Source organism: Nostoc sp. (assembly GCF_036919595.1).
Lineage (GTDB): Bacteria > Cyanobacteriota > Cyanobacteriia > Cyanobacteriales > Nostocaceae > Nostoc.
The window spans coordinates 1-17,127 of sequence record NZ_JBALCO010000118.1 but is presented as its reverse complement, the minus strand read 5'-3'; the positions used below and the strand labels follow the sequence as shown (position 1 = coordinate 17,127).

The 17,127-nt window shown below is 41.4% G+C and carries 16 protein-coding genes; 9 read left to right on the top strand and 7 right to left on the bottom strand.

From position 1 onward, the window contains the following. Positions 1-32 precede the first annotated feature (32 nt). Positions 33-2,156: a single-stranded-DNA-specific exonuclease RecJ gene (locus tag V7K21_RS17950; protein WP_335176478.1), complete on the top strand. Its 2,124-nt coding sequence runs from the start codon at positions 33-35 to the stop codon at positions 2,154-2,156. Between the two features lie 78 nt (positions 2,157-2,234). Here the strand turns inward: V7K21_RS17950 and psb30 are convergent, their stop codons facing one another. Continuing rightward, positions 2,235-2,378: a photosystem II reaction center protein Ycf12/Psb30 gene (gene psb30 / locus V7K21_RS17945; RefSeq protein WP_114086065.1), complete on the bottom strand. Its 144-nt coding sequence runs from the start codon at positions 2,376-2,378 to the stop codon at positions 2,235-2,237. A 241-nt stretch (positions 2,379-2,619) separates the two neighbouring features. On the opposite strand from psb30, the gene V7K21_RS17940 reads away from it, so the two are divergent. The 3 genes from V7K21_RS17940 to V7K21_RS17930 all read left to right on the top strand — a co-directional run bounded on the left by V7K21_RS17940 (position 2,620) and on the right by V7K21_RS17930 (position 3,941). Then, the gene (locus V7K21_RS17940; protein ID WP_335176476.1) at positions 2,620-2,970 is read left to right on the top strand and encodes a YkgJ family cysteine cluster protein; all 351 of its coding nucleotides are present in this window, start codon (positions 2,620-2,622) and stop codon (positions 2,968-2,970) included. Positions 2,971-3,096: 126 nt separating this feature from the next. Beyond that, entirely contained in the window at positions 3,097-3,525 is a 429-nt protein-coding gene (locus V7K21_RS17935; RefSeq protein ID WP_335176474.1) for a TMEM165/GDT1 family protein, read from the top strand. A gap of 113 nt (positions 3,526-3,638) precedes the next feature. Further along, positions 3,639-3,941: a TMEM165/GDT1 family protein gene (locus tag V7K21_RS17930; protein ID WP_335114391.1), complete on the top strand. Its 303-nt coding sequence runs from the start codon at positions 3,639-3,641 to the stop codon at positions 3,939-3,941. A 187-nt stretch (positions 3,942-4,128) separates the two neighbouring features. Here the strand turns inward: V7K21_RS17930 and V7K21_RS17925 are convergent, their stop codons facing one another. Together V7K21_RS17925 and V7K21_RS17920 are read right to left on the bottom strand one after the other, a co-directional pair. Then, positions 4,129-5,055 carry a cobalamin-binding protein gene (locus tag V7K21_RS17925; RefSeq protein ID WP_335176472.1) on the bottom strand — a complete coding sequence of 309 codons (927 nt, stop codon included), beginning with the start codon at positions 5,053-5,055 and terminating at the stop codon, positions 4,129-4,131. A 55-nt stretch (positions 5,056-5,110) separates the two neighbouring features. Beyond that, positions 5,111-5,239 carry a hypothetical protein gene (locus tag V7K21_RS17920; protein WP_298920357.1) on the bottom strand — a complete coding sequence of 43 codons (129 nt, stop codon included), beginning with the start codon at positions 5,237-5,239 and terminating at the stop codon, positions 5,111-5,113. Between the two features lie 383 nt (positions 5,240-5,622). Here V7K21_RS17920 and V7K21_RS17915 point away from each other — a divergent pair, with 383 nt between their 5' ends. After that, a complete protein-coding gene (locus V7K21_RS17915) occupies positions 5,623-7,821 on the top strand; it encodes a hybrid sensor histidine kinase/response regulator (RefSeq protein ID WP_335176469.1) in 2,199 nt (732 codons plus the stop codon). Between the two features lie 384 nt (positions 7,822-8,205). Continuing rightward, the gene (locus tag V7K21_RS17910) at positions 8,206-9,651 is read left to right on the top strand and encodes an MFS transporter (protein WP_335176467.1); all 1,446 of its coding nucleotides are present in this window, start codon (positions 8,206-8,208) and stop codon (positions 9,649-9,651) included. 64 nt (positions 9,652-9,715) lie between these two features. Here V7K21_RS17910 and V7K21_RS17905 read toward each other — a convergent pair whose 3' ends face one another. The 4 genes from V7K21_RS17905 to V7K21_RS17890 all read right to left on the bottom strand — a co-directional run bounded on the left by V7K21_RS17905 (position 9,716) and on the right by V7K21_RS17890 (position 14,019). Continuing rightward, positions 9,716-10,171, bottom strand: a complete 456-nt coding sequence (locus tag V7K21_RS17905) for a GNAT family N-acetyltransferase (RefSeq protein ID WP_335176465.1) — start codon at positions 10,169-10,171, stop codon at positions 9,716-9,718. A 60-nt stretch (positions 10,172-10,231) separates the two neighbouring features. Beyond that, positions 10,232-13,204 (bottom strand): L-glutamate gamma-semialdehyde dehydrogenase, encoded by a 2,973-nt coding sequence (pruA, locus tag V7K21_RS17900; protein ID WP_335176463.1) that lies wholly within the window; start codon positions 13,202-13,204, stop codon positions 10,232-10,234. A gap of 250 nt (positions 13,205-13,454) precedes the next feature. Beyond that, a complete protein-coding gene (locus V7K21_RS17895; RefSeq protein ID WP_335176461.1) occupies positions 13,455-13,658 on the bottom strand; it encodes a hypothetical protein in 204 nt (67 codons plus the stop codon). Between the two features lie 103 nt (positions 13,659-13,761). Continuing rightward, positions 13,762-14,019, bottom strand: coding sequence for a site-specific integrase (locus tag V7K21_RS17890; RefSeq protein WP_335176459.1), 258 nt, complete (start codon positions 14,017-14,019; stop codon positions 13,762-13,764). A 56-nt stretch (positions 14,020-14,075) separates the two neighbouring features. Here V7K21_RS17890 and V7K21_RS17885 point away from each other — a divergent pair, with 56 nt between their 5' ends. From V7K21_RS17885 to V7K21_RS17875, 3 genes are all read left to right on the top strand, one after another. Further along, positions 14,076-14,363, top strand: a complete 288-nt coding sequence (locus tag V7K21_RS17885) for a hypothetical protein (protein WP_335176457.1) — start codon at positions 14,076-14,078, stop codon at positions 14,361-14,363. A 326-nt stretch (positions 14,364-14,689) separates the two neighbouring features. Beyond that, positions 14,690-15,349, top strand: coding sequence for an HD domain-containing protein (locus V7K21_RS17880; protein ID WP_335176455.1), 660 nt, complete (start codon positions 14,690-14,692; stop codon positions 15,347-15,349). 560 nt (positions 15,350-15,909) lie between these two features. Further along, complete coding sequence (locus V7K21_RS17875; RefSeq protein WP_335176454.1) at positions 15,910-16,875, top strand: helix-turn-helix transcriptional regulator; 966 nt, start codon at positions 15,910-15,912, stop codon at positions 16,873-16,875. The last annotated feature ends 252 nt before the right edge of the window (positions 16,876-17,127 follow it).

Below are 17,127 nucleotides of genomic sequence, written 5' to 3'. Positions count from 1 at the left end.
ACACTCATAACTAAAAAATCTTAACTTGCATTGTGCTAGACCGAGCTGTATCTGAACTATCAAAACCTAACAGGCGCTTACCTAATCAGCGCTGGCAAATTTATCCCCAAAAACCAGAATTTGCCCAAAAGCAGGCGTTTTTGACAAATATTTCACCCATTGTCAGTCAACTGCTGATTAATCGGGGTATGGAAACATCAGAACAAGTACAAGCATTTTTAGAGCCAGAGTCTTTAGTCTTACCTTCGCCGTTGGAAGAATTCCCAGATTTGGCGATTAGTTTGGAGTTGTTGCAAAATGCGATCGCCTTTCAAACAAAAATTGCTATTTGCGGTGACTACGACGCTGATGGAATGACTAGCACTGCTCTACTTTTGCGTAGTCTCCGCACTTTAGGCGCACAAGTAGATTATGCTATCCCCAGCCGGATGCACGAAGGTTACGGTATTAATAAACGCATAGTTGAAGAATTCCACAGTGAAGGTGTAGGATTAATTCTCACTGTAGATAATGGCATATCTGCGTTTGAACCAGTTGCTAGAGCTAGAGAACTTGGTCTTGCAGTGATTATCACCGATCACCACGACATCCCCCAAAAATTACCGCCAGCGAACGCTATTCTTAATCCCAAACTAATAGCCGAATCCTCACCTTATCGGGGTGTTGCTGGTGTTGGTGTTGCCTACATTTTGGCAGTGTCTCTAGCACAACAACTAGGGGAGACTAAAGGCTTGATCCAGCCGATGTTAGCACTATTTACACTGGGAACGATCGCAGATTTAGCTCCCTTAACTGGCGTAAATCGCCGCTGGGTAAAACGTGGTTTACAGCATTTACCCAAATCTAACTTGGCTGGGGTGAAGGCGTTAATTCAAGTAGGTGGCGTGCAGGCGAGGGGAGATGAGAGAGCAGGGGAGCAGGGGAGCAGAGGAGCAGAGGAGAAAATCCAAAATCCAAAATCCAAAATCCAAAATCCAAAATCATTAAAGCCTGAAGATATCGGGTTTCGCCTGGGACCACGAATTAATGCTATTGGTCGGATTGGTAATCCCCAGACTGTCATTGAATTGCTGACTACGGATGATATGGGGGTGGCGTTAGAAAGAGCAATGCAGTGCGAACAAATCAACGCTTCTCGCCAGTTAATGTGTGAGCAAATTGAACAAGAAGCGATCACTTATGTAGAGACAGAATTTGTTGCGTCTCTACAAAAAGACCGTGTATTAGTTGTTGTTCAACCCAATTGGCATCACGGTGTTATTGGGATTGTCGCCTCCCGTTTGGTGGAACGGTATGGTGTTCCCGTGTTTATCGGGACTTATGAGGATGAGCAACATATACGCGGTTCTGCACGCTCAATTCCAGAGTTTCATGTATTTGAAGCTTTGGAATATTGTCACGATTTACTAGGGAAATTTGGCGGACACAAAGCAGCCGGGGGATTCTCTCTACCAGCAGAGAATTTACAGGTGTTGCGATCGCGTTTGATTGAGTTTGCTAACCAGTGTCTTGAACCCCAGCATCTCAAGCCTCTACTCAAAATTGATGCCGAAGTCAACCTCAATCAAATCAATCAGCAGCTTTATCAACAGCTTAATACTCTACACCCCTGCGGTATGGACAACCCTGATCCAGTTTTTTGGACACCTAATGTTCAAGTGGTTGAGCAAAAAATCGTTGGTAAGGGTCACATTAAACTGACAATTGCTCAAACTATTGATAATCAGGAGTACAAAATTAAAGCGATCGCTTGGCGTTGGGGCGACTACTTCCGCTTACCACCGCGAGTGGATGTTGCTTACAAACTGCGAGAAAATTACTTTAACGGTAACACCACCATCGAGCTAGAGTTAATAGGTGTTAGACTGCCAATTCACCCTCAACAATTTTTTGCTTCGCCACCTACCCCATCAAGCACAACTTTTGAATACAACAAGCGACATTATACTTGTGGTTTCTATAAAAACGGTATTGAAGCAGAATTAAGAATTAGAAATTCTGAAGGCAAAGTTTTAGCCATGCAGCCAGGACATACAATCGGTTTGCTGGGCACTAATCGTCAAAACGCCAAGGAGGTTGATATTTCTCAACCACAGTATGACAGTATTATTCAAGTTGCCCTTCAGGCGTTATCAATGCTGAGTGCTGAGTTATGAGTTATGAATTATGAATTATGAATTAACTTCTCATTCCTAACTCTTAACTGTCAACTCCTTAGTCAGCACTCAGCACTATTATAGGTTGCCGTTGCGAAATGCCAGCAAAAAGATTACCACTGGCCCAGCAATTACAATTAGCGCCACGGACAGCAATTGGAAGATAACTTCCCAATTGATACTGGTAAAAGCATTAAACAAATCAGACACGGCGTCAAACATTTTTCCTCTTCTCCTCCCAATTGTCTTGAAAAATTCAATAACTTAGTTACAAAACCCGCAATCGATCATATCTGGTCATGACCTGTTAGATTTAATTTACTTAACAAAATTATAAGAAAAGACATAAGAACGTAAAATAGGGTCATTAGTCATTAGTCAAGAGTCATTAGTCAGGAACTCTCGCCCTGCTTCCCCTGCCTCCCCCACTCCCCAGTCCCCAGTCCCCAGTCCCTAATACAAAATGGCAACTTGGCAATGTGTAAAGCAATGTGGAGCCTGCTGTAATCTTGATCCAGCAGAGCGTCCAGATTTGGATGAGTATCTCTCTCCGCCAGAACTAGAACTTTATCTCAGCATGGTAGGCGAAGGGGGATGGTGCGTTAATTTCGACCAGACCACGCGAGAATGCCGCATCTACTCAGATCGTCCTCGTTTCTGCCGTGTGGAATCAGAAGTGTTTCAAGATATGTATGGGGTTGAACCAGAAGAAATCAACGATTTTGCCATTGACTGCTGTCGCCAGCAAATAGAGGGAGTATATGGCGATCGCAGTTTGGAAATAATCCGCTTCAATAAAGCTGTTGGATTGTAAAGAGGATGCAAGGACGCAAACACACCCGATAATTTTTTTGTCTTCATCTGTGGAGTTGCAATTTATTACAACAATCTGAGAATATGATAGAAATATGAAAGCAACCTACCAACAAAACTACTGCTCGTGAAACTTGACTCTGCTCCTTTGGACATTTCTGGCATATCTAAGACTGAGACTGAGCTAGAACTGAAAGACAGCACTGATTTTAACTTAACTCCAGCGATCGCCCAGCCAGTTCAGGCTGTAGTTGCGGATAGTCCTCAAAAGCAGCAATCAGTGGTAGTAGTTTTTGGTACAACTTTTGTAACTATTTTTCTAGCAGAAATTGGAGATAAGACTCAGCTATCCACGCTGTTAATGAGTGCACAATCTCATTCGCCGTGGGTTGTATTTATAGGATCTGCGGCTGCGTTGATAACCACCAGCTTATTAGGTGTGCTTTTAGGTAGTTGGATAGCCAACCGACTCAGCCCGAAAACTATAGAAAAATCAGCAGGCGTAATGTTGTTGGTGATTTCCCTAATGCTGTTTTGGGATATATTCCAAGGTTAGTTAGGAGTCATTCAATTTTGGATTTTAAATTTTAGATTTTGGATTGGTAATTTGTAATTGATCCGCTTCCTGTGCTTCCTGATCTCCTCTGCTCCCCCATCCCCCTTAATCATATGGATTGGCATCTTTTAGGACTGAGCTTTATTACAGTTTTTTTATCAGAATTGGGTGACAAAAGTCAGCTAGCGGCGATCGCACTTTCAGGGCGTTCTAATTCTCCGCGTGCAGTATTTTTTGGCGCAGCAGGCGCACTGCTGTTGACAAGCTTGTTGGGAGCATTAGCAGGGGGAGCAGTAGCAGAATTATTACCTACACGCTTGTTAAAAGCGATCGCTGCTGTGGGCTTTGCCATCCTCGCTGCACGCCTGCTGTTATTTAACAATGAACCATCGACGGATTCTGAACAAACACCATAACCAAACGTGAGTTCGACGGCTCGTGTGGTGTTCGCCTAACTAGCTAAATCAAAATACCAGAGATTTTACTACCCATTACTGTCCCTCTAGGAGTGCCAGAAGGACAGACTTGAACTTTAGTTCAAATCAGGGAAAAGTTTATCTAACTCACCTTAACCAAATCATCAGGGTTGCACATTTAGCTAAATTACAAAGGTTCCCAACCGGTTCCTTTGTAGCCGTATTGAAAAATTTCTGGATGTAAAATTTCAGCCAAAATTTCTAGAGAATCTACCAGTCGCGGTCCTGGACGATTAAAGTAAGAATTGCCATCAGTGATGTACACCCTACCGGATTGGGTAGCGTGCAGTTTTTCCCAGTCTGAACGTTGAGTTAACAAATTGGCTTCTTGACGAGTGCGATTTAAATCAAAGCCACAAAGCATAAAAACAATGATATCTGGGTTACTTGCTAATAGTGTTTCCCACGGCAAGATAGGAGAAGGCTGACTTGTAACGCTAAACAAAGAGTGCCCTCCTGCTAAGTTAACTAATTCCGGAATCCAATTACCAGCGATCATCAAAGGATCAGTCCACTCGATGCAGGCGACAGTAGGCACTTCATTTAAAGAAAGTCCTTGGATTCTTTGCTGACAAATTTTGACACGAGCTTCTAAGTTTTCTAGAACTTTAACCGAGTCTACTTTAAAGGTGTTGCCGACTCGCTCAATATCAGCCCAAACATCTTGGAGAACATTAGGTTGTAAAGAAATTATCTGAGGTTTACTATGAATGAGTGTGGCAACTGCCTTTTCAACCTCGTCTAAGTTAACAGCACAAACATCACACTGGTCTTGCGTGAGAATGTGGGTAGGCTGCAACTGCTCTAAAACATCTGTTTTGATTTCATAGATACTAAGAGCAGATTGTAATAAATTGTTCACATCATCATGAATTTGGCTGCTGGAGGCATTGGAGTTTAAGCGGGCTTGGGTACAAATGGGGCGATTGTGGATTTCTGGAGGATAGTCGCATTCGTGCGATCGCCCCACAATAGCATTAACCAACCCTAGTGTCGCTAAAATCTCTGTTCCACCGGGAATTAGGGAAACTATTCTCACATTACTATCCGTCATCGCTTCACCTCCATAAAAGCTACCGTCATCTTAGATTTTGGCAAAATTTGAGTCATTAGGTATCTTTCTCTAGGAGAATCAAGGTTGTTTTGGTCGTCATACCGATTATCTGTGAGGTTGCTCCTGAAACTTGGGGATTTTGCCCCAAGTTCGTCTCACCAAGCTTGGTTTTGTGCAGTTTCACAAAGAATTGCTATCAGCACTAAGCAACAAATTGACTTACATCGCTTTTCAAGTAATGAAACTACACCACTCCCTACTTCATACTTCCTACAGTTCCCTAGACCCAAATTCAAAATAATACTATACTACTTAATAGTAGAATTACTTGATAGTGAAATTATTTTAAATATTAATTATCCTCTAGTAAAAATCACTGGCATGAAGTAATAGAAGTTATAAATAAAATCTAGTTTGGAATTCCTTATCCAAAATCATCTGATTTAATTAGAAAAAATATACTTTCCGGTTATAAACAACCTTATGAAGTAATTGTAGTTATACAAGGACGGTTCTAATTTTGCCTTAGAACTGCAAGACAAAATTATTTTTTCTTGAGGGCAACTAATGCAGGTGGTATTGACCCACGAGGCTTTACAAATCAAAGAAAATGGTCGGCGAAAACAAAGTCAGACACTGGTGCAACTGGCAAGGAGCAGGACATTTCAGCAAGGTAATCTCAACGCAGTCTTAAGGGAAATCACAGAAACTACTGCTCAGACGCTCTTAGTGCAGCGAGTTGGGGTGTGGTTATATAATCAAGAACGTTCAAAAATTGAATGCATCGATTTATATGATGTGAGTACTAAGGAGCATAGCTTTGGTAACTCGCTTTCACAAAAAGATTATCCAGCTTATTTCCAGGCTTTAGAAGAGGAACGTACCATTGCCGCAAATGATGCCAGAAACGATACAAGAACCAAAGAATTATCTGAGTCTTATCTTTCTGTTTTAGGCATCACATCCTTGCTGGATGCACCAATTTGGCTAGAGGATCGTTTCGTGGGCGTAGTCTGTCACGAACACATAGGCGAAAGTCGCCAATGGACTTTGGAAGAAGAGACTTTTGCTGGCTCGATTGCAGATTTCGTCACCCTGGCTATAGAAGCAAGCGAGCGAAACGTCGTCCAGGAAGCACTGCGACAGAGTGAGGCGCAATTTCGGGCGATTTTTGAGCGTTCTTCTATCGGCATTGGACTTATAGATATGAAAGCGGAAATAGTCGATACTAATCCGGCACTGTGCGAGATTTTAGGATACAGCCGAGAAGAGTTATCCGGCAAGCACTTTATAGATTACATTTCTATACAAAGGGGGGATTTAAAACTTTACAAACAACTGGTGTTAGGAATTCGTACAAACTCAGGAAAAACTTCAAGGTTCGGTTTCCAACACTCCGAACTTCAGGAACAGCTTGTCGATAGACATCGCATTGAAATGGAAAGACGCTGCCTACATCAAGATGGTAGCTTAGTTTGGACTCATATCTCTGTTTCTGTTATACCAGACAGCAATGGTGAACCGGAGTTTTTTATAGCGATGATTGAGGACATTACTGAACGTAAGCAAATAGAGTTGAAACTACGTGCCTCTCAAGAAGCAGCAGAAGCTGCTAGTCGGGCAAAAAGTGAATTTTTAGCAACCATGAGCCATGAGTTGCGGACACCTCTGAATGCAATTATGGGCTTATCACAGTTATTGCAACAAAAAATAGTTGGCTCTCTCAATGAAAAGCAGAACGAATATGTAAGTTGTATATATAGTAGTGGTGAACACCTACTAGAACTGATTAACGATATCCTTGACTTATCTAAGGTGGAAGCAGGCAAAGAGGAACTTTTACTCTCACCTTTGCTAGTGTCAGATTTATGTAATTATGCCATATGGACAGTGTGCGATCGCGCCTTAGAAAAAGGATTGCAACTCACACATGAAATTGACCTAGAAGCGGATATTCTGATTGCTGATGAGCGGCGCATCAAGCAAATGCTACTCAACCTGCTCACTAATGCCATTAAATTCACCCCAGTCGGTCAGGTATCGCTGGTAGTAGAAAAAGTACTGCAAGGGATGACCTTTACAATTTCAGATACTGGAATTGGTATAGACTCAAATCAGTTTCAATTTCTATTTGAACCGTTTAAACAGCTTGACAGTCAGTTAAATCGGCAGTATGAAGGCACAGGTTTGGGTTTAGCTTTAACACGCAAATTAGCGCGTTTGCATGGTGGAGATGTCACTGTGACATCGATTTTGGGAGAAGGGAGTCAGTTTACTTTGTTTTTACCAAACCCGGAGCATCTGGCAGCAGCAGATGAAGCTAAGGAAGATACTCAAGCAACATCTTCCTCATCCTCCCTAGTTCTTCCCAAAAATAAAACTATTTTGATAGTTGAAGAAGAAAACACTGGCATAGTGTTGCAAAATTATCTCCAGACAATTGGTTACCAAGTCAAGTGGATAGACAACAAAAACAAATTTTTGGAAGAGGTGCGAACCCTACAGCCAGATTTAATTTTTTTGGATGTCCAATTAGTAGATGATGTTAGTGGCTGGGATTTGCTAAATATTCTCAAACAAGAACCTTCTTTGCAGCATTTGCAGGTGGTGATGATGGGCTTTAGTGAACCTTCAGAGAAGCTTTCTATTGTGCAAGCTGGTGCTAACGACTATCTTCTCAAACCAATTCAAGTAGTTCAATTAGAGTCAATATTAATCCGATATTTAAATCATAGCGATTTTCGGATGAACGAAACACCAATATAAACACTACGCGATCGCATTCATCTTTTTAGTCCCAATTCGCCAATACAGCACCTATATTCTATATTCTAAATATTTTATCTAATACTTTTACTGGTTTAGCACTTTATCCCCCCTTTCCCACTTCATAGTGTAATACACGAAGATTTCCAATATCTGGCTAATGATGGTTAAATAGCAATCGTAAATCATTAATAATTATTAGTATTAATGCACATAGCGCAGCCTTAACTTTACCAGAGGCTCTGCCAACGAGTCTGCGAACGCGAGAGCGTATGGGGTTTCCCCAAGTGGAGCGACTGGCATGGGCTAAGGGGATCGATAAGTGCCTAAAATCACAGCCAACCACTTTTCAAACAACTTCTTATACTCTTAAATATTAAATTTATGGATTCTTTTCAACCTGAGACAGGTGTGCCTCTAACTCTAGAAATTGCTCAGATTGCTTCGCCATCAACAACACTCACTCCTACCTCAACACCCACCCCGCGAATTTCCAAAGATGCTATTCGCACCAGTATGAAAGCCTCCACTGTCGATGGTATCTTCGCAGCAGTTTTCAATATTGCCACTGGCGGGGTTTTGCTGGGTAATTTCTTGGTCGAGTTGGATGCCAGTCCGGTGGTGTTTAGCATGATATCCTCTATCCCCATGTTAGCGAATCTCTTTCAGCCGATGGGTGCTTACTTGTCTGAACGCAGCACTAGCCGCCTTCAGAATTCCCTTCGCACTCATGGAATTGCTCGGCTACTGTGGCTGATTTTAGTAATTGGCATTGCTAGCTTTAGTTGGGGAGGGCTTAATTCAAACCAATTGGTGATATTGTCGCTCTTGATTCTCGTATGCAGTCATCTTTTAGGAGGACTAGGAACTGCATCGTGGTTAAGTTGGATAGCAATGTTAGTCCCACGGCAATTGCGAGGTAGATATTTCGGGCTACGCAATAGCTTTGCCAACCTCACCGAGTTACTCACCTTGCCAATAGCTGGTCTAGCTGTATCACATTGGTATGGGGGGACTATCCAAGGTTATGGAGTGATTTTGTTCTTTGGCATTATCTTTGGAATAGTGAGCTTGTGGTGTCAGTATTTCCAGGAAGATATTAATCCCCAATTACAAAACACCTATTATGCAAGCTTATCTCAAACAAGTGAGATTCATTTAGACTCAGCACCAAATGAATCTAGTGAAATATCTGAAGCAATCTATCTCCCGCAAATGCCGACCCCTCAAAATCAGATAGATAGCAGCATCTGGAAAAACTCTAATTTTTTGGTCTTTCTGCTTTATTTCGGCTTCTGGGCGTTTGCTGTTAACCTAAGTGCCCCGTTTTTTAACCTCTACTTGCTAGATACGCTGAACCTGGATGTGAGTTGGGTAACTTTCTACAACAGTCTGCGAGCAGGGGCACATATGCTAATGCTCCTCGTGTGGGGTAAATTAGCAGATAGAATAGGCAATCGTCCGATTCTAATTTCTTGTGGAATTCTAACTGCCGTCATCCCCTGGCTGTGGCTGACGATTGGTTCTAGTCCTCTCGATCTCTGGCTGTGGTTTCCGCTATTGCACATTTTCATTGGAGCTAATTGGGGAGCAGTTGACTTATGCAGCAATAATCTCCAGATAGAGATTGCATCAGTAAAAAATCAGTCTATCTATTTTGCGATCGCTGCTGCTATTGCTGGGGCGAGTGGTGCTTTAGGAGCAACTATAGGTGGCTTTATCGCTCAATTTGCTGGGTCTTTTGGCATAGTGGAAGTGTTCGTTGTGTCTGGTATATTACGACTAGCGTCACTTATCCCACTCATTGTTAAAAAGGATCTGGGTAGATAGGGCGAAATTGATTGGTTACAGATGTGAATAAACAATGTCGCACTCAGACTGGGGATTTTTCAACCTACAGCAAGAATTGTCCAATATAAAATTTTTTTCTCATTATCACATGGGCAATACCAGCTTCTTGAAAAATTTTTCCTTCTTCTACAAAATCCAATTTTTGGTATAAAGATTTCACATATTCTTGGGCGTGAATCAGAACTTCTGGAATATTTTTACTAGCTATAACCTGTAATGCCTCAACCATAATTTTCTTACCAATACCCTGTCCTCTAGCTATAGACAAAACGGCAAGTCTTTCTATTTTGGCAGTTTTTTCATCTAAATATCTAATTCTAGTAGTACCTACAGCTTCTCCATCTAAATAAGCAATCAAATGGTCAGATATATCATCTTTCCCATCAAACTCTAAAGCAGGATCTACCCCTTGTTCTTGCTGAAAAACTGATATTCTAATTGCTTGAATTGCTGGAAATTCTTCAGGTAAATCAGCAACTCTTATAACTAAATTACTCATCAAATGTATACAGCTAATAGATAAAAAAAGGTGGGTTTTTTCCCACCCTACTTTTATACTTTAATCTGCACCTTCAATTGGTGCAAAACCTTGGCGCTGAATATTTTCTGTCACCGCGCGTGGTTCCAGGAATTGCAGTAAGTAATCGGGACCGCCTGCTTTAGAACCGACTCCAGAAAGTTTGAATCCGCCAAAGGGTTGCCGGCCAACGATCGCTCCTGTAATATTGCGGTTGATGTACAAATTCCCGACTTCAAACTCTGTCTGCGCCTGCTGAATGTGCGAAGGTGTTCTAGAATAAAGTCCTCCAGTCAAAGCGTAGTTAGTTCCATTGGCGACTGCTAACGCTTCCTGGAAATCTTTCACCCGAATTACCGCCAGCACAGGGCCAAAAATTTCTTCCTGGGAAATTACTGCATTTGGCGATACTTCACTAAAGATGACAGGCCCGACAAAATATCCTTGTTCGGGTGCTGGTAATTCCAACGCCACCTTTGCTTCTGCCTTACCCTTCTCAATATACTCGCGGATGCGATCGCGGGCATTAGCATCAATTACCGGTCCAACTTGTGTACTCGCTAACTCTGCTTCCCCAATATTCAAGGATTTTGTCGCTTCCACCAATCGCTGCACAAAGGTATCATAAATCGGTTCCAGCACAATCACCCTTGAGGCGGCAGAACATTTTTGGCCACTGTAACCAAATGCCGATTGCACTACCCCCACAACAGCTTGGTCTAAATCAGCACTTTCATCTACGATAATGGCATTCTTGCCGCCCATTTCAGCAATCACCCGTTTCATATGCTTTTGTCCGGGTTTTAAAGTTGCCGCATCTGCGTAAATTCTACAACCTACTTCTTGAGAACCCGTAAAAGCAATTATATGAGTATCTGGATGATTTACCAAGTAAGCGCCGACTTGCGAACCTTTACCAGGTACGTATTGAAATACACCTTTGGGAAAACCAGCATCTACCAAGATTTCTGTGAGTTTGGCAGCAATGATAGAAGATGTTTCGGCCGGTTTGAGGAGAGTACAATTGCCTGAAACCAAAGCTGCAACAGTCATCCCACAAGCGATCGCTAGCGGAAAATTCCAGGGAGAAATCACTACAGCAATACCCCGTGGTTGGTAAATATAACGATTTGTTTCACCTGAAATGTCGTAATTAACACCTTTGTCTAACCGTTCTATCTCATCAGCGTAGTACCGACAGAAGTCTATCGCCTCAGAAACCTCTCCATCAGCTTCCTTAACTGGTTTCCCAACTTCCAAAACTATCCAAACTGAAAGTTCAGCGCGGCGGAGTTCCATCAAATCGCCCGCTTTCCGCAAAATATCAGCGCGTTGTTTAGCTGGTGTTTTCCTCCACCCAGGAAACGCCATTTTGGCAGCTTGCATCGCCTGTTCCGCTTGTTCAACACTGATCAATCCAACTTTACCAACTACCTCGCTGAAATTAGAAGGATTGAGAGAATCAACAAATTCCGGCGGATTAACATGCTCCCCATTAATCAACGGTAGATAAGTTTTACCCAATTGTTGACGAACGCTTTGGAAAGCTTGCACCCCTTTCCTTCTCACCTCATCCACCGCATAATCGGTATCTGCCGCCCCAAGGAAATGAGAGTTAGGAGTAAAAGAGTTCTTCTCCTGTTTGACAATCGGCGGCGCTAATAATTCCTCAATCGGTCGATTTTCGAGATTTTGCCGTAAAAAAGAACTATTAGCTGTATTTTCCAACAATCGACGAATTAAATACGCCATCCCAGGCAATAATTCACCGTAGGGACAGTAAACTCTGACCCGATAACCCTTGTCAACCAACGCCTTTGCAACTTTATCCCCCATACCGTAGAGGACTTGCAATTCAAAGCGACGATGAGGGACATTTAAACTTTCAGCTATGGCAATGGCGCGAGAGTGCGATCGCACATTATGGCTACCAATGGCAGAATACACATATTGATGATTTTCTAGCAATAACTGAGTGATAGTTTCAAAGTTAGCATCAGTTGCCGCTTTGTCGTTGTAAACTGGTTGTGGCCAATGCTTTTGTGCTGCCTTTATTGTTTCCTGATCCCAATATGCGCCTTTCACTAAGCGGATTGTTAGGGGATAACCACGTTGTTTCAACCAAGAAATTAGCTCTTTGGTATCTTGTTCACTATCACGCAGATATGCTTGGATTGTCATGCCAATATCTGTGCGTTGCCGAAACTCTTCTTCTAGTAACAGTTTTTTCAGGATGCTGAGAGTTATGTCTTTATAGGCATACTGTTCCATATCAAAATGCACAGCTGCGCCCAACTCTTTAGCACGACGTAAAAGAATCCGAATGCGATCGCTAACTCGCTCCTCACTACCTTTAGCATCTAAAGGGTCAAATTGCGAATAAAACGCCGTTAACTTCACAGAAACCTGAACTTTTGGGATTGGTTCGCCATCAGCCTCATCAATAGCCGGGATAACTGCCCAATTTTTCGATGCTTCTACCAATTGTTGGATTAATTCTAGATAGCGTTCTAGATAAGACTGCGCTTCGGCTTCTGTAATCACCGCCTCACCAAGTAAGTCGATGGTGAAAGCCATTTTTTCTTTTCGCAGTCTTTCAACTGTTTTGATGACTTGTTTAATATTTTCCCCAGAAATATATTTATGAGCGAGAGTTTCAACCGCTGTACCAACGGTTGTAGCAGCAACTTGTCCGGGCATAGAGTCGGGGTTAGCAAAGTTTAGCATCCCCTTTAAAGCTGCCGGTAATTCTACAGATTCATCTCCTAGATACTCTTGTAAATGTGAGGCAATTTCTGATTTACTGTGCAAAGCAGGTAGTGTATCTATAAAACGAAATAGTTGCACCCGCAACCCAGGATTACTCATCGCCCAAGCTAGTAATTTATCATCCCAGCGCATTTGATCCCGCAGGGAAGAAAAAAACGAACGATTTTCCTGGGTTGCTGCTAGAAGTTGTTTAGCAATTTCTTGGGTTTTAGCTTCGTAGGTGCTTGCTTGTACTTGTAATACCACTGATAATAAACTCCGTTAATTAAGGCGAGGCTTTTTGTCGAAAGCCTGTGTCTTCTATTTTGACTCTTTCATTTAGCTGTCACCATGACGCTGAATTCGTAATTCGGAATATTCGCCAAAGGTGAGAAGCAATTTACTTATGCCGTGCTGTTCTAGAGACTTGCAATTGAAAAAATATTCTATCGTAGAGGCGTAAGGCCCCTACCACAGATGTAGATTAAATACATAAAAACTACTGTAAACTCTACCATCACAATGCATTTAACAACGCCCGCTTAAATTCAGCTGCACTCTTAAAGTGGATTTCTGGCTTATCAACCAACGCCAAATTAATCACCTGCGCTAGTGGTTGCATAATTGTCGCATCTTGTTGGCGAATTGGTATAGGTTCATTTTGTAAAACTGCCACAAAGCGATCGCCTGTGAAGTTGCGGATAAGTTCAATAGGGATCACATCATGGTCGGATAGTTACTAGGGTGTCCGCCGAGATACCGAATACTGCGTTAGGCTCGATTGAGTAAAGAGTAGCGCGCAATTGATTCTCAATAATCTCTCATTAGCCATTTTTTTGCCTGTTATACAGTACATTCAGCAAATCAATCGCCCGTTTCTTCGCGGCTTCCCCACGCCTGTCATACTTACTTGTCGTATTTGGCGACGCATGACCTGCAAGTTTGGCTACCGTGACGATATTTGCACCCGCACCCAATAGATTACCGATAAAAGTTCTTCTAAAATCATGAGGTGTAAACGCTTCTACATCAGCTTTTTCCCCGCGTCGCCGCAATGCTGGTAACACCCCCTGCTCACTCATCCGCCAAAGATTTGCGGTGCGTTACGCTCCCGCGTCAAAGCTAAATTGTTGTAATCATGACGAACTCATTTGTTATTTCGGCGAACGCATTTGTTATTTCGGGGAACTCATTTGTTATTTCGGCGAACTCATTTGTTATTTCGGCGAACTCATTTGTTATTTCGGCGAACTCATTTGTTATTTCGGCGAACTCATTTGTTATTTCGGGGAACGCATTTGTTATTTCGGGGAACGCATTTGTTATTTCGGCGAACTCATTTGTTATTTCGGCGAATGCATTTGTTACTTCGGCGAATGCATTTGTTATTTCGGCGAATGCATTTGTTATTTCGGCGTGTTCATAACGCACCCTACGAAACTTCTAGAAGAGTTAAAACTTATGCTGGTCATACTTGTGTGTACACCGTAGCTGCAAGTAAGGGGGGGAAAATTGTCCCCTCTTTCTGTTAACGGAGTTAGAAGGTGAGGTTCTACTTGAAGTCTTCCACTGCAATACAGTTCAGTTAAGCATTTCTCCCTTCTCTCTGTGTTCTCTGCGCCTCTGCGGTTCATTAAAAAAAATTGACTTTGACAAAGAGGTATAGCCTTAACTGAACCGTATTGTCTTCTACTGCTGTTTTAACAGCATGTACCTGTTTTTTCCAATATTAAGAATGGGTATACTCACTCTATGCCTACAGAAAACTTTATGGATATTTTATTTTCTAAGTGGCAACACACACTCCAATCCTTTGGTGTTGGCCAGGTAGCGGCTGAGAAAGCTTTTAATCGCTTGGTTGCAGCTTACTCTACCCCTGGTCGCTACTACCATACACTGAAACACGTTGATTGCGTCCTTAACACAATTCATATTTTGCAAGGCTACACGAACAACTTAGCTACTGTTCAACTAGCTGCCTGGTTTCACGATGTAGTGTATGACACTGAAGCTCAAGATAATGAACAAAAAAGCGCAGACTATGCTTTTGAATTGCTGAGTAATTTGGGTATTCCAGAAAGTACTATAACTACTGTCACGCGTCTGATTCTGAACACTAAAGACCACAAAGCTGCGGTGGATGACTGTGATAGCCAAGTCCTACTTGATGCAGATTTAGCGATTTTGGCTACTAACCCAGTCCAATATCTAGAATACGCCCATGCCATTCGTCAAGAATATAGCTGGGTGGCAGAGGCAGATTATATCACAGGTCGTCAGAAAATTTTAGAACGATTTTTACAGCGATCGCCTATCTACTTTACGCCTTTAATGTCAGAATTCGCCGAACCATTTGCGCGTGGCAATATCCAGGGAGAAATTCAGTCTTTGGCTTCAGGATGTGGTTTTTGATAAAGACTGAGTAATCACCTAGCAAATTGTTCGTCATCTTGTAAGTGCGATCGCAATCCATCTCTTCAATTAAGACTTGCTTTGTCAGTATACCGTAATTGTTGGTAAAAATTGATTAAACTGTTAAATTGATTACATTTCAATACTTGCTTCAGTGATAATTTTAACTATTATTAGTTATTCTGGCAAAGCCATGAGCAGAGAGCTAGCTAAAAACCTTTTGAAACAAAGGATTTTTAGCTAATTTGTGATTGGATAAATTTTATTCAAACAAAATAAAATTTAATTAATCAATATGCTTTTTTCGTTTTTACTTTACTAAGGCAGATAGATCCACCAACATTATCAGATGAACTAAATAAAAAGGATATTTATTTATGGCAACCACTCATTGCTACTAAAAAAGATGTTATCCAGCTAAAAGATAATTATAAATTCTAGTGTAATCGTTATCAAAAAGGTTTATTGAATTATGATATTTAACAATTTAGTATAGCAATCAACCACTCGAAAATATAAATAAAAAGAACCTCCCCAAATTTTCAAAACTTCCTATTCATATGACACTTATTCTTTCACAAGCAGATTACTTAAAACTACTGGACAAAGCAGACATAATTCAGAATAATATTTTAGATAGTTTTGATATTACCAGAAAGTATCAATTTGGGGAAGGGTATTGGCGACACATTCAGCTACGAGAGGGCATATCCTTAGACATTTCCAATTATCAGCAGCCCAAATCATTAATTTTAAAATGTCATGAGCGAAAACATCCATTAGAATTTAGATTCTCAGTTTTGCTAGAGAGCGAATTTAAAGACCTTGAGTTCAAGACTGGAGAATACTTTTTGAGTGGTAGTGGGATGGCATCTGAGTGTGATGTATTTGAGGCTAAATCACAGCGAATAGTAGAAGTAGCTGTTCACATACATCCAAATGCATTTCGCTACTTTACAGAAAATACGTCTGGTAAACTTCCGAGAGAATTAGAACATCTTATTAGACGTTGGGATCAACCGACTTATGAACGCTATGGGACTCAAACTCCTGCAATGCAAATAGCAGTGCAGCAAATTCTTCAATGTCCCTACCAAGGCTTTACTAAACAAATTTATCTTGAAGGTAAGATTTGGGAACTAGTTGCAATGGTAGTTGATCAAGAAGTACAAATTAAGCAAGGTCGCTTGCAGATTAATTCACTCAACCCATCAGATATTGACTGCATCTATGATGTTAAGGAAATTTTGTTGAAACATTTAGACAACCCACCCTCTCTTATCGAACTAGCACGACAAGTTGGTTTAAATGATTGCACAATGAAGCAAGGCTTTAAGCAGGTTTTTGGGACTACGGTATTTGGCTATCTGCACCACCGCCGAATGGAACTAGCCTATAAGCTGCTTATTGAAGGAAATATGAAAGTCACAGAAGTTGCACATGCAGTAGGCTATGCTAGCCTACCTTCATTTAGTAATGCTTTTCGTAAGAAGTTTGGGGTAACTCCTAAGTCCTGCCAGAAATAAAAATTCCGGATGGAATAAAAAAATTCCGGCTCGAATAAGACGCAAATATTTAAAAGTTGTATATTTTTACAATAATTAGGTTGGTATAAACACATTTTTTTCACCAACTTAATTAGTAATAGTAATTGGGAACTAAAGGCTGAGAAGGAAATTATACTTAACGCCTTATGTGAATTAAGCCACAGGATGCTGTTCAAAAGTAAGAACATCAATACCAAAACGCTGGCGCAGAAAAATACGCAGAGTATGACT